At 74.1% G+C, this 12,437-nt stretch carries 11 protein-coding genes; 10 read left to right on the plus strand and 1 reads right to left on the minus strand.

What is annotated here, in order from left to right; translation table 11 throughout:
• Positions 1-8: 8 nt before the first annotated feature.
• The 10 genes from ACNAVT_RS13395 to ACNAVT_RS13440 all read left to right on the plus strand — a co-directional run bounded on the left by ACNAVT_RS13395 (position 9) and on the right by ACNAVT_RS13440 (position 10,831).
• The gene (locus ACNAVT_RS13395; protein ID WP_416296088.1) at positions 9-1,214 is read left to right on the plus strand and encodes a Gfo/Idh/MocA family protein; all 1,206 of its coding nucleotides are present in this window, start codon (positions 9-11) and stop codon (positions 1,212-1,214) included.
• Positions 1,215-1,442: 228 nt separating this feature from the next.
• Positions 1,443-2,588: an inositol-3-phosphate synthase gene (locus ACNAVT_RS13400; RefSeq protein ID WP_416296090.1), complete on the plus strand. Its 1,146-nt coding sequence runs from the start codon at positions 1,443-1,445 to the stop codon at positions 2,586-2,588.
• Positions 2,588-3,493 (plus strand): SCO3242 family prenyltransferase, encoded by a 906-nt coding sequence (locus tag ACNAVT_RS13405; protein WP_416296092.1) that lies wholly within the window; start codon positions 2,588-2,590, stop codon positions 3,491-3,493. The genes ACNAVT_RS13400 and ACNAVT_RS13405 overlap by 1 nt, the downstream gene beginning before the upstream one ends.
• Positions 3,490-4,428 carry a sugar phosphate isomerase/epimerase family protein gene (locus ACNAVT_RS13410; protein ID WP_416296094.1) on the plus strand — a complete coding sequence of 313 codons (939 nt, stop codon included), beginning with the start codon at positions 3,490-3,492 and terminating at the stop codon, positions 4,426-4,428. The genes ACNAVT_RS13405 and ACNAVT_RS13410 overlap by 4 nt, the downstream gene beginning before the upstream one ends.
• Before the next feature lie 33 nt (positions 4,429-4,461).
• Positions 4,462-5,082: an EboA domain-containing protein gene (locus tag ACNAVT_RS13415; protein WP_416296096.1), complete on the plus strand. Its 621-nt coding sequence runs from the start codon at positions 4,462-4,464 to the stop codon at positions 5,080-5,082.
• Positions 5,082-5,933 carry a TatD family hydrolase gene (locus ACNAVT_RS13420; RefSeq protein WP_416296098.1) on the plus strand — a complete coding sequence of 284 codons (852 nt, stop codon included), beginning with the start codon at positions 5,082-5,084 and terminating at the stop codon, positions 5,931-5,933. The genes ACNAVT_RS13415 and ACNAVT_RS13420 overlap by 1 nt, the downstream gene beginning before the upstream one ends.
• Positions 5,933-7,120: a metabolite traffic protein EboE gene (eboE, locus tag ACNAVT_RS13425; protein ID WP_416296100.1), complete on the plus strand. Its 1,188-nt coding sequence runs from the start codon at positions 5,933-5,935 to the stop codon at positions 7,118-7,120. The genes ACNAVT_RS13420 and eboE overlap by 1 nt, the downstream gene beginning before the upstream one ends.
• 37 nt (positions 7,121-7,157) lie before the next feature.
• Entirely contained in the window at positions 7,158-8,552 is a 1,395-nt protein-coding gene (locus ACNAVT_RS13430; RefSeq protein WP_416296102.1) for an alkaline phosphatase family protein, read from the plus strand.
• A complete protein-coding gene (locus tag ACNAVT_RS13435; protein WP_416296104.1) occupies positions 8,549-9,616 on the plus strand; it encodes a polyprenyl synthetase family protein in 1,068 nt (355 codons plus the stop codon). The genes ACNAVT_RS13430 and ACNAVT_RS13435 overlap by 4 nt, the downstream gene beginning before the upstream one ends.
• 204 nt (positions 9,617-9,820) lie before the next feature.
• Entirely contained in the window at positions 9,821-10,831 is a 1,011-nt protein-coding gene (locus ACNAVT_RS13440) for a sugar phosphate isomerase/epimerase family protein (RefSeq protein WP_416296106.1), read from the plus strand.
• Between the two features lie 76 nt (positions 10,832-10,907).
• Here ACNAVT_RS13440 and ACNAVT_RS13445 read toward each other — a convergent pair whose 3' ends face one another.
• Positions 10,908-12,428, minus strand: coding sequence for a M28 family metallopeptidase (locus tag ACNAVT_RS13445; protein ID WP_416296108.1), 1,521 nt, complete (start codon positions 12,426-12,428; stop codon positions 10,908-10,910).
• Positions 12,429-12,437: the final 9 nt, after the last annotated feature.

Consider the following 12,437-nt stretch of genomic DNA (forward strand, 5'->3'; position numbering starts at 1 on the left):
GACCCACCTTGTCCACTCACGACAGACTCCTGCGGGTCGGTATGGTCGGCTACGCGTTCATGGGCGCCGCGCACTCCCAGGCGTGGCGCACCGTGAACCGGGTGTACGACCTGCCGGCGCGGGTGCGGATGGCGTCCATCTGTGGCCGGGACGAGCCGAAGGTGGCCGCCGCCGCCGACCGGCTCGGCTGGGACGGTTACACGACGGACTGGCGACGACTCGTCGAGTCCGACGAGATCGACGTGATCGACATCTGCACCCCGGGGGACAGCCACTGCGAGATCGCCATCGCCGCGTTGGCCGCCGGCAAGCACGTGCTGTGCGAGAAGCCGCTGGCCAACAGCGTCGAGGAGGCCCGGACGATGGCGGCCGCCGCCGCCCGGGCCCGGGCCGACGGAGTACGGGCCATGTGCGGGTTCAACTACCGCCGGGTGCCCGCAGTGACCATGATGCGGCAGCTCGTCGCCGACGGGCGGATCGGCGAGGTCCGGCACGTGCGCGCGGTCTATCTCCAGGACTGGATCATCGACCCGCAGTTCCCGCTGGTCTGGCGGTTGCAGAAGGACAGGGCGGGCTCCGGCGCGCTCGGCGACATCGGCGCGCACATCATCGACCTCACCCAGTACGTCACCGGGCAGCGGATCAGCGGGGTCAGCGCGCTGACCGAGACCTTCGTCAAGGAACGGCCACTGCCGGCCGAGTCGAGCGGCCTCGCCGCGCAGGCCGACGGCAACGGCCGGGCGATGGGCCAGGTGACCGTGGACGACGCTGCGGTGTTCGTCGCCCGGCTCGACGGCGGGGCGCTGGCCACGTACGAGGCGAGCCGGTTCGCCACCGGCCGTAAGAACGCCCTCCGCGTGGAGATCAACGGCTCGCTCGGCACCCTGGTCTTCGACCTGGAACGCCTCAACGAGCTGGAGTTCTACGACGCCAGCCGGCCCGCCGCCGAGCAGGGCTTCACCCGGATCCTGGTGACCGAGGGGGAGCACCCGTACATGTCGGCCTGGTGGCCGCCCGGCCACATCATCGGCTACGAGCACTCCTTCACCCACCAGATGCGCGACTTCGTCGAGGCGGTCGCCACCGGCACCGACCCGACGCCGTCGTTCGTCGACGCCCTGCAGGTCCAGCTCGTGCTCGACGCGGTGACCCGCTCGGCGGAGCTGGCCGCCTGGACGGAGGTGGAGCCCGCGCTGGCCGAACTGGCCGCCTGACCCTGACCCTGACGCGGCGCCCGCCCGCGCCGCCCGACGAAGCTTCCCGACGCCGACCGGCGAGGGCCCGCCGCGGTTGCGCCCCGCGGCGGGGACGAGGTCGACGCCGGGGAGTGTGCCACCGGAGTACTCCGGAACGGCACGACCAGCACGGCCGTCCGGTGCGGCCGGACCGGGATTCCCCGGCCGCACCGGCGGACCGGCCCGACGACCTGGGGAGGAAGCACGATGCGTACGGGTGTCTGGCTGGTGGGAGCGCGCGGCTCCGTCGCGACCACCAGCATCGTCGGGGCGTTGGCCCTGCGGGCCAGGCTCGCCGAGCCGGCCGGCTGCGTCACCGAGCTGCCCGATCTGCGCGGGCCGGCCCTGCCGGCCTTCGCCGACCTCGTCCTCGGCGGCCACGACGTGGTGGCCACCCCGCTCGCCAAACGAGCCGAGGCGCTCGCCGCCGCCGGGGTGCTGCCCGGCCGGCTGGTGGACGCCCTCGCCGGGGAACTGGCCGGCGTCGAGGCGGCGTTGCGGACCGCGCCGACCGGGGCCACCCAGGCCGAGCGGGCCGCCGCCGTGACCCGGGACCTGACCGACTTCCGGCGCCGGCACGCGCTGGACCGGGTGGTGGTGGTCAACGTCTCCGCCACCGAGCCGGTCCCCGCCGCGCACCCGGCCCACCACGACCTCGCCGCGCTGCGGGACGCGCTGGCCGGCCCCGCCGAGGTGCTGCCCGCCAGCTCGCTGTACGCGTACGCGGCGTTCACCGCCGGCTGCCCGTACGTGGACTTCACGCCGTCGACCGGGGCCCGGCTCCCGGCGTTGGCGGCGCTGGCCGACGAGCACGACCTGCCGTACGCCGGGCACGACGGCAAGACCGGGGAGACCCTGGTCAAGTCGGTGCTCGCGCCGATGTTCGCGATGCGGCACCTGGCCGTGCGGTCCTGGTCCGGGGTGAACCTGCTCGGCGGCGGGGACGGCGCGAACCTGGCGGACCCGGCGGCCAACGCGGCCAAGGTGGCCAGCAAGCAGCGGGTTCTCGGCGAGACCCTCGGCTACCTGCCGCAGGGCGACACCCGGATCGACCACGTCGCGGAGCTCGGCGACTTCAAGACCTCCTGGGACCTGGTCACCTTCGCCGGTTTCCTCGGCACCAGGATGCGGATGGAGTTCACCTGGCACGGCTGCGACTCCGCGCTGGCCGCCCCGCTGGTGCTCGACCTGGCCCGGCTCACCGCCGCCGCGCACGCCGCCGGCCGCCGCGGTCCCCTCACCGAGTTGGCGTTCTTCTTCAAAGACCCGCTCGACACGTCCACCCACGCGCTGGCCGAGCAGTGGGTGCTGCTGCGGGAGTTCGTCGCCGGGTTGCACGCCGGGGCCCGCTGATGACCCGCCTGGCCGACCTCGCCGAGCTGGTCCGGGCGCCCGCCGCGCTCTCCGTACCGGGGGACGTGCTGGCCGGCGCGGCGGCGGCCGGCGCGCTGGACCGGCGTACGCCCGCGCTGGCCGGGGCGTCGGTGCTGCTCTACTGGGCCGGCATGGCGGCGAACGACTGGGCCGACCGCCGGCTCGACGCCGTCGAGCGCCCCGAGCGGCCGATCCCGTCGGGCCGGGTCCGCCCGGCCGCCGCGTTCGGCGTCGCCGCCGGCCTGACCGCCGCCGGGCTCGCCGTCGCCGGCGCCGTCGGGGGCCGGCGAGCCACCGCCGTCGCGGTCCCGCTCGCCGCCGTGATCTGGGGATACGACCTGCTGGCCAAGAACACCGCCGCTGGTCCCGCGGTGATGGCCACCTGCCGGGGGCTGGACGTGCTGCTCGGTGCGAGCCCCGGCCCGTCGGCCGGCGCCGGCCGGAGCGCGGCGCGCGGCACCGGCCGCACCCCCTCGGCCCGGCGCGGACTGGTCCGGGCGGTGCCGGCGGCGCTGACCGTGGCCGCGCACACCTGGACCGTCACCGCGCTGTCCCGCCGCGAGGTCTCCGGCGCCGACCGGCGGCTGCCCCGGGCCACGCTCGCCGGCACCGCCCTGGTCGCCGCCACCGCGTTGAGCCGTACCGACCCGGTTCCCGCCGCGCTGGCCGCCGGCTACGCCACCCGTTACGGGTCCGCGCAGGCCCGGGTGCTCGCCGACCCGTCGCCGGCCCGGGTGCGCGCCGCGGTCGGGGCGGGCATCACCGGGCTGCCCGCGTTGCAGGGCGCGCTGACCGCCCGGGCCGGGGCCCGGCTGCTCGGTCTCGCCGTCGCCGCGGCCGCCCCGCTCGGCCGCCGGCTGGCCCGACTGGTCTCGCCGACATGACCACCCCCCGGCTCCCGTCCGCAGGCAACGCCGCCGGCGCCGCGCGGACGCGGGCGGACGCCGAAGTCAGGCCGGCCGGGCGTCCGCTGGACCCGGCCGGGCTGCGCTTCGGGTACGGGACCAACGGCTTCGCCAACCACCGCCTCGACGACGCGCTCGGCGTGCTCGCGGACCTCGGCTACCAGGGGGTGGCGCTCACCCTGGACCACGACCACCTGGACCCGTTCGCGCCGGGGCTGGCCCGCCGGGTGGCCGCCGTGCACCGCCGGCTGGCCACGCTCGGCCTGGCCGTGGTGGTCGAGACCGGTGCCCGCTACCTGCTCGACCCGTGGCACAAGCACGCCCCGACGCTGCTGCACGACGACCCGGCGCTGCGGATCGAGTTCCTCCGCCGGGCCGTCCGGATCGGCGCGGACCTGGGCGCGGAGGCGGTCTCGTACTGGGCCGGTGTACGCCCGCCGGAGGTGGCGGAGTCCGTCGCCTGGGACCGGCTCGTCGCGGGCTGCGCCACCGTCTGCGCCGAGGCGGCGGCGGCCGGCGTGCCGCTCGGCTTCGAGCCCGAGCCGGGCATGCTGGTCGAGGACATCGCCGGCTGGCGGCGACTGCGGGACGCGCTGGGCGCGCCGCCCGGCTTCGGCATCACCCTCGACATCGGGCACTGCCGCTGCCTCGAGCCGCGGCCGGTGCCCGACTGCGTGACGGCGGTCGCCGACCACCTCGTCAACGTGCAGATCGACGACATGCGCCGGGGCGTGCACGAGCACCTGGAATTCGGCACCGGTGAGATCGACTTTCCGCCGGTGCTGCGCGCCCTCGCCGACGCCGGCTACCGCGGCCTGGTGGCCGTCGAACTGCCCCGGCACTCGCACGCCGCGCCGGGCGTCGCCGCCCGCTCGATCGAGTTCCTGCGCGCCGCCAGCAAAGGCGGTGGCTGAAGACCTGCCACCCGGCTCAGAGGGGAGACGGCAATGACACCTGACCGACTGCGCGCCGCGTTGCGGGACGTACCCGACCCGCAGTGGTTGGACGCGGCCCTGCGCCGCGTGGCGACCGAGCCCACGGCGATCCAGCGCCTCTTCGCCACCGCCGCCCGGCGGTGCGGTCGGGAGCCGCTGGCCGACCCGCCCGGCTGGACGGTCGACGAGGCCGCCCGCACGCTGCTGCTCACCGCGCTCCCCGCCGACCACGCGACGGCGGCCGGCTCCCTCTACCGGCACGGCGACGCCGCGGAGAAGCGCGCGGTGCTGCGCGCCCTGCCGCTGCTGCCGATCGGGGCGGCCTGCGTCCCGCTGCTGCACGACGCGGTCCGCACCAACGACACCCGGCTGATCGCCGCCGCCCTCGGCCCCTACGCCCGGCACCTGGAACAGCCGGCCTGGCGGCAGGCCGTGCTCAAGTGCGTCTTCACCGGCGTACCGCTGGCGGTCGTCGACGACCTGGCGGGCCGGGCGGACGGCGAGCTGGCGGCGATGCTGGCCGCGCTCGCCGCCGAGCGGTACGCGGCCGGCCGGACCATGCCCGCCGACGCCATCGACCTGCTGGACCGGCTCGGCGCCGGCTCGCACCCGACCACCCCCATGGAGGCGTGATGCGCATCTTCGACCCGCACATCCACATGACCTCACGAACCACCGACGACTACGAGCGGATGGCCGCCGCCGGGGTACGCGCGGTGGTGGAACCGGCGTTCTGGCTCGGCCAGCCCCGCACAAGCACCCAGTCGTTCGTCGACTACTTCGACTCGCTGATCGGCTGGGAGCCGTTCCGGGCCGGGCAGTTCGGCGTCCGACACCACGCCACCGTGGCGCTGAACCCGAAGGAGGCCAACGACCCGCGCTGCCGTCCGGTGCTCGATCTGCTCCCGCGTTACCTGGACAAGGACGGCGTGGTGGCCGTCGGCGAGATCGGCTACGACTCGATGACCCCGGCCGAGGACGCCGCCTTCGCCGGGCAGCTCGCGCTGGCGCTCGGGCACGACCTGCCGGCCCTGGTGCACACCCCGCACCGGGACAAGGCCCGCGGCGTCGAACGCACCCTGGCGGTGGTCGCCGAGTCCGGCATCGAACCCGGGCGGGTGCTGGTCGACCACCTCAACGAGGTCACCGTGCCGCTGGTCCGGGACACCGGCTGCTGGCTGGGCTTCTCCATCTATCCGGAGACGAAGATGTCGCCGCCGCGGATGGTCGAGCTGCTCAGGACGTACGGGACGGAGCGGATGCTGGTCAACTCGGCCGCCGACTGGGGGCGTTCCGACCCCCTGCTCACCCGGGCCACCGGCGAGGCGATGCTGCTCGCCGGGTTCAGCGACGACGACGTGGACCGGGTGCTGTGGCGCAACCCGGTGGAGTTCTACGGCCAGTCCGGGCGGCTGGACCTCACCGACCTGGACGGGCTGGCGCCGACCTTCGCCGGCAACTCCATCCTGCGTGGGGGTGACTGATGCGCTTCCGACACGCCGACGGCAGCACCGTCCACCTCGGCTACTGCACCAACGTGCACCCGGCGGAGGACCTGGCGGGGATCCTCGCCCAGCTCGACACGTACGCGGTTCCGGTTCGCCGGGCGCTCGGCGCCGACCTGCTCGGCCTGGGGCTGTGGCTGGCCGCCCCGGTGGCCGCCGCGCTCGCCGCCGACCCGGCGGCGCGCCGCCGGCTCCGGCACGAGCTGACCGTACGCGGGCTGGAGGTGGTCACCCTCAACGGCTTCCCGTACGCGGCCTTCCAGGCGCCGGTGGTGAAGGGGGCGGTCTACCACCCGGACTGGACCACCCCGGAGCGGCTCGGGTACACCCTGGACCTGGCTCGGGTGCTGGCCGACCTGCTGCCCGAGGACGCGGCCCGGGGCTCGATCTCCACCCTGCCGCTGGCCTGGCGCACGCCGTGGGACGCCGACCGGGCCGACGCCGCCCGGCGCCGCCTCGACGACCTGGCGGCCGGGCTCGCCACGGTGGAGCGGGAGACCGGCCGGACCGTCCGGGTCGGCTTTGAGCCGGAACCGGGTTGTCTGGTGGAGTCCACCGGACAGGCCGGTAAGATATTGTCGGCTATGGATATCGACCGGCTTGGGATCTGCCTCGACCTGGCGCATCTCGCCTGCGCCTGGGAGGAGCCGGTCGAGGCGCTGGGCCGGCTGCGGGCCGCCGGGCTGCCGGTGGTCAAGGTGCAGGTCTCCGCCGCCGTCGAGGCGGCCGATCCGGACGGGTCGGCCGAGGCGCTACGCCGCTGGGTCGAGCCGCGCTTCCTGCACCAGACCCGGGCCGCCGGCTGCGCCGGCGCCACCGACCCGGCCGACCCGGCGTACGCCGCCGACGACCTGGACGCCGCACTCGACACGCGACTGCCCGGTCCGTGGCGGGTGCACTACCACGTGCCGCTGCACGCACCGCCCGAGCCGCCACTGCGCGCCACGCTGCCGGTGCTGCGGGCCGCCCTCGCCGCGCTGTACGCCGGGCCGGTCGCCGGCTGCGAGCACCTCGACGTCGAGACGTACACCTGGGGGGTACTGCCGGTGGCGCGGCGGCCGCGCACCGACGCGGAGCTGGCCGCCGGGATCGCCGCCGAGCTGGCCTTCGCCCGCGACGAGCTGGTCGCGCTGGGGCTGGCCACGCCCGCGGAGGTGCGGCGATGAGCGAGCGTCAACGAGCGAATCGAAGCGAGGTGCCGGCATGAGCAAGCGGTTGGTGGTTATCGACGTGGTGGGGTTGACCCCGCGCCTGCTGGCGCACATGCCCCGGCTGCGCGCGGTCGCCGAGGCCGGGTTCGCCGCCGAGCTGGGTACGGTGCTGCCCGCGGTCACCTGCTCGGTGCAGTCCACCTTCCTCACCGGAGAACCGCCTGCCGGCCACGGGATCGTCGGCAACGGCTGGTACTTCCGGGATCTCGGCGAGGTGCTGCTCTGGCGGCAGCACAACGCCCTGGTCGGCGGGGAGAAGCTGTGGCAGGCGGCGCGCCGGGTCGAGCCCGGCTACCGGGTGGCCAACGTCTGCTGGTGGTACGCGATGGGCGCCGACGTGGACTGGACGGTCACCCCGCGCCCCATCTACCACGCCGACGGGCGCAAGGAGCCGGACTGCTGGACAGACCCGCCCGAGCTGCACGACGTGCTGACCGACGACCTCGGGACCTTCCCGCTGTTCACCTACTGGGGGCCGGGGGCGGGGCTGCCGTCGTCCCGGTGGATCTGCCGGGCCGCCGAGCGGATCCTCGCCGACCACGCGCCCGACCTGACCCTGGTCTACGTGCCGCACCTCGACTACGACCTGCAACGCTTCGGCCCGTCCAGCCCGGAGGCAGCCGCCGCGGCGGCCGAGCTGGACGCGGTGCTCGCCCCGCTGCTGGACGCCGCCCGGCAACGGGAGGCCACCGTGGTGGCGCTCTCCGAGTACGGCATCACCGACGTCTCCCGCCCGGTGGACGTCAACCGGCTGCTCCGCGCCGAGGGGCTGCTGCGGGTCTACACGCAGGCCGGGATGGAGTATCTGGATCCGTGGACATCGCGTGCCTTCGCGGTCGCCGACCACCAGATCGCGCACGTGTACGTGAAGGACCCGGCCGACGTGGCAGCGGTGGCGAAGCTCTGCGCCGGGTTGCCCGGGGTGGCCGAGGTGCTGGACGCCGCCGGCCAGGCCGAGTACGGGCTGGACCATCCCCGCTCCGGCGAGCTGGTGCTGGTCGCCGAGCCGGATGCCTGGTTCACCTACTACTACTGGCTGGACGACGCCCGCGCGCCCGACTTCGCGCGCCTGGTGGAAATTCATCGGAAGCCGGGTTACGACCCCGCCGAGTTGTTCTTCGACCCGGCCGCCCCGGGTGCCGCGAAGCGCCGGGCGGCAGTGGCGCTGGCCCGCAAGAAGCTCGGCCTGCGCTACCTGATGAGCGTGGTCGGGCTGGACGCCGGGGCGCGAGCGGTCCGTGGTTCGCACGGCCGGCTGCCCGCCGATCCGGCCGACGGGCCGGTGCTGCTCTGTTCCGACCCGTCCGCGGCCCGGGACCGGGTCGCCGCGACCGACGTGAAGGCTCTGCTGCTCCAGCTCGCCGGACTGGCCCGGGAGGCGCCGTGACCGTCACCGTCGTACCGACCGATCCGGCCCTGCTGCGGGACCGCTTCGACGCCGCGCTCGACGCGTTCCTGCGCGAGCGGTGGCTGGGTCGGTCGGGCGACGGCAGCGACGCCGTCCACGCCGTGCTGCGCCGGTTCGTTCTCTCGGGTGGCAAGCGGCTGCGGCCCCTGTTCTGCTACTGGGGCTGGCGGGGATTCGGCGGCCCCGACGGCGCCCCGATCGTGGCCGCCGCGGCGGCCCTGGAGCTGTTCCACGCCTTCGCGCTGATCCACGACGACATCCTGGACGGCAGCGACCACCGCCGCGGCCAGCCGTCGGTGCACCGGCTCTTCGCCGACCTGCACGCCCGCTCGTCGTGGCGGGGAGATCCGGCGGCGTACGGGCGCAACGCCGCCCTGCTCTGCGGCGACCTCTGCGCCGCCTGGTCGGGGCAGATGTTCCACGGCTGCGGGCTCGAACCGGCCCGGGTCCGCCGCGGCCTCGCCGTCTTCGCCCGGATGCGGGCGGAGGTGATCGCGGGGGAGTACCTGGATGTGGTCGCCGCGGTCGGCGACGGCTCGGTGGCCTCCGCCCTCGCGGTGGTGCGGATGAAGACGGCCCGCTACACGGTCACCCGCCCGGTGCAGATCGGCGCCGCCCTGGCCGGCGCCGACTCCGCCACGGTGACCGCGCTGGCGGCGTTCGGCGATCCGCTCGGGGACGCCTTCCAGCTCCGCGACGACCTGCTCGGCGTCTTCGGCGATCCGGCCGTCACCGGCAAGTCGAACCTGGACGACCTGCGGGAGGGAAAGCCGACCGTGCTGCTGGCGCTGGCCCGGGAGATGGCCGACCCGATCCAGGCGGCGCGGCTGCGGGCGCTGGTCGGCGCCGCGGAACTGGACCCCGGGGGCGCGGCCGAGGTGCGGGGGATCATCGAGGCCACCGGCGCCCGGGAGCGGGTCGAGCGGATGATCCAGGTTCGGGTCGACCAGGCCCATGCCGCGCTGGAGCGGACACCGTTGGCCGAGCCGGGTCGGTCGGCGCTGGTCGAGCTGACCGTCCGGGCGGCGCACCGCCGGCACTGAGCCGCCGGTCGGCTCTTCCGCGCCGGGTCCCGTCCGGCCTAGAGTGGGGGCGGCGACCGCGAGGTGGCCGGTGACCGACGGGAGGCGCAACCCGTCGGGCCCAGGCGCGACCGCGCCCACCGGTGCCCGTCGAGGTCGCTGGCATTCGGTCGCCCTCGCCCCGGCTCGCTACGGAATCCCCCATTCACACAGGGGAGAAGGACAATGGCGCGACCCATCACGCTCTTCACCGGCCAGTGGGCCGATCTTCCGTTCGACGAGGTCTGCCGGCTCGCCGCCGAGTGGGGATACGACGGCCTCGAGATCGCCTGCTGGGGCGACCACTTCGAGGTCGACAAGGCGCTCGCCGACGAGTCGTACGTGGACCGGAAGCGGGCCACCCTCGCCAAGCACAACCTCCAGGTCTTCGCCATCTCCAACCACCTGGTCGGGCAGGCGGTCTGCGACCACCCCATCGACGAGCGGCACCAGGACATCCTGCCCGCCCGGATCTGGGGCGACGGCGAGCCGGAGGGCGTACGCCGTCGGGCCGCCGAGGAGATGAAGGACACCGCCCGGGCGGCGGCGAAGCTCGGGGTGAAGACGGTGGTCGGCTTCACCGGCTCGTCCATCTGGCACACCCTGGCGATGTTCCCGCCGGTCCCGCCCGCCATGATCGAACGCGGCTACCAGGACTTCGCCGACCGGTGGAACCCGATCCTCGACGTCTTCGACGAGGTGGGGGTCCGCTTCGCGCACGAGGTGCACCCCAGCGAGATCGCGTACGACTACTGGACCACCAAGCGGACGCTGGAGGCGATCGGCCACCGGCCCGCGTTCGGGCTCAACTGGGACCCGTCCCACTTCGTCTGGCAGGAGCTGGATCCGGTCAACTTCATCTTCGACTTCGCCGACCGGATCTACCACGTCGACTGCAAGGACGCGAAGGTGCGTACCGGGGACGGCCGGCGCGGCCGGCTCTCCTCCCACCTGCCCTGGGCGGACCTGCGCCGTGGCTGGGACTTCGTCTCCACCGGCCACGGGGACGTGCCGTGGGAGGACTGCTTCCGGGCGTTGAACGCGATCGGTTACGACGGCCCGATCTCCATCGAGTGGGAGGACGCCGGCATGGACCGGCTGGTCGGTGCGCCCGAGGCCCTCCAGTTCGTCCGTCGCCTCGCCTTCGACGCCCCGGCTGCCGCCTTCGACGCCGCCTTCAGCAGCAGCCGGGACTGACCTGTCGGCCGCCACGAACAGGCGGGAGGTGACCCTCGGGTCGCCTCCCGCCTGTTCAGGTTGATTGGCTGGACGGTTACTGCGTGACCTCGTGGTCGTGGTCGTGCAGGCCTCCACCGCCGCTGTCGCCGGCACCCGGTCCCTTGCCCTGGACCGGCGCGCGCAGGCTGCTCGTGTCGAAGGCGTACGTGATCACGGCGTGCGCGATCGCGTCCGACATCTCCTCGAGCGCCTGCTTGTTGATGTTGTTGATCGTGTCGCAGGCCTGGTGGTAGCACGAGTCGTACGGCATCCCCGCGGTGCCACCGAAGACCGCCGCCTCGTCCGCGGTCTTGACCCCCTCGGCGCCGGTGAACAGGCCACCGGACGGGATGTCCACGCCTGCGGCGATGAACGGCCCGTAGTCGCTACGCCCGGAGAACGGCGTCTCCCGCGATGCCAGCCCCTGCGAGGCGAATTGGTCGTGGAAGAGCTGCTCGATGGCGCCCGAGCCGGCCGGCCCGTGCGCGGACCCGGTGCCGACCGGGAACGCCGAGTTGTCGCCGTCGTAGACGAACCGTACGTAGTTGGGCGAGGCGACCATGTCGAAGTTCAGGTAGAGAGCGATCTTCTTGCGCTCCGCCGCCGACAGGTTGTCAACGTAGTACTCCGACCCGATCAGGCCGGACTCCTCGGCGGCCCAGAGGGCGAAGCGGACCTTGTTCTTCGGCTTGACCTTGCGCATCTGCGTGGCGATCTCCAGCAGGGAGGCGCTGCCCGAGCCGTTGTCGTTGATGCCCGGGCCGGCGGAGACCGAGTCCAGGTGGGCACCGGCCATCACCACGTTGTTCGGGTCACCCGAGTCCGATTCGGCGATGAGGTTCTCGGCGGTGGCCGTACCGCGGAAGGTGTCGGCCTTGACCCGCAGCGTCAGTCCACTGGAGACCTGCGCCACCAGCTGCTGGCCGAGCGCCTGGGTGACGCCGGTGGCCGCGAAGTCCAGAGCGAACGTGTCGCCCAGCGTCCCGTTCAGGTCACCGGTGGTGTTGTTGTAGATGACCGCGGCCGCTGCCCCGGCGCGGTAGGCGTTGGTCGCCTTGTCCCCGAAGGGACAGTCGCCCCGGCTGATGAGGACGATGGTGCCGACGTTGCCGGGGCCGAAGTCCCCGGCCGTGCAGCCCGTCGCGCTGCCGGTCGGCACCGACGCCCGCGCGGTGACATCGGCGCTGCCCGAGTAGCTCATCAGGACGTTCGTCAGGTCGGCGGGCGACGGGGACACCCGCTGCAGCAGGCCGGGACCGTACGAGATGAACGTCTGGTACTCGAACGGCTGCCGGCTCACGTGGTAGCCGGCCGAGCGGAGCACGCCCTCGGCATAGTCGACAGAGCGGTCGTAGCCGGCCGAGCCGGCCACCCGCGTACCGCCGTTCTCGTCGGCGATTCGCTGCAGGGCCGTGAGGTGTTTGGTGATGCCGTCGGCGGTGACCGCCGCGCGCAACTTCCGTGAGTTGTTGTTGTTGGGATCGGCGTGCGCTGCGGGCGCCGCGGCGGCGACGCCGACCAGCACCGCGGTCGCGGTGGCGACCATGCTGCGCTGCCAGGCTTTGCGGGAGACCACGATGTCCTC

This window comes from Micromonospora sp. SL4-19 (genome assembly GCF_047921475.1).
Classification (GTDB): Bacteria; Actinomycetota; Actinomycetes; order Mycobacteriales; family Micromonosporaceae; genus Micromonospora.

Excerpts from the sequence above, each read along its gene's own strand:
- ACNAVT_RS13415 (WP_416296096.1), top strand. The coding sequence starts at position 4,462 with ATGACACCTGACCGACTGCGCGCCGCGTTGCGGGACGTACCCGACCCG.
- ACNAVT_RS13410 (WP_416296094.1), top strand. The coding sequence starts at position 3,490 with ATGACCACCCCCCGGCTCCCGTCCGCAGGCAACGCCGCCGGCGCCGCG.
- eboE (WP_416296100.1), top strand. The coding sequence starts at position 5,933 with ATGCGCTTCCGACACGCCGACGGCAGCACCGTCCACCTCGGCTACTGC.
- ACNAVT_RS13405 (WP_416296092.1), top strand. The coding sequence starts at position 2,588 with ATGACCCGCCTGGCCGACCTCGCCGAGCTGGTCCGGGCGCCCGCCGCG.
- ACNAVT_RS13430 (WP_416296102.1), top strand. The coding sequence starts at position 7,158 with ATGAGCAAGCGGTTGGTGGTTATCGACGTGGTGGGGTTGACCCCGCGC.
- ACNAVT_RS13420 (WP_416296098.1), top strand. The coding sequence starts at position 5,082 with ATGCGCATCTTCGACCCGCACATCCACATGACCTCACGAACCACCGAC.
- ACNAVT_RS13440 (WP_416296106.1), top strand. The coding sequence starts at position 9,821 with ATGGCGCGACCCATCACGCTCTTCACCGGCCAGTGGGCCGATCTTCCG.
- ACNAVT_RS13400 (WP_416296090.1), top strand. The coding sequence starts at position 1,443 with ATGCGTACGGGTGTCTGGCTGGTGGGAGCGCGCGGCTCCGTCGCGACC.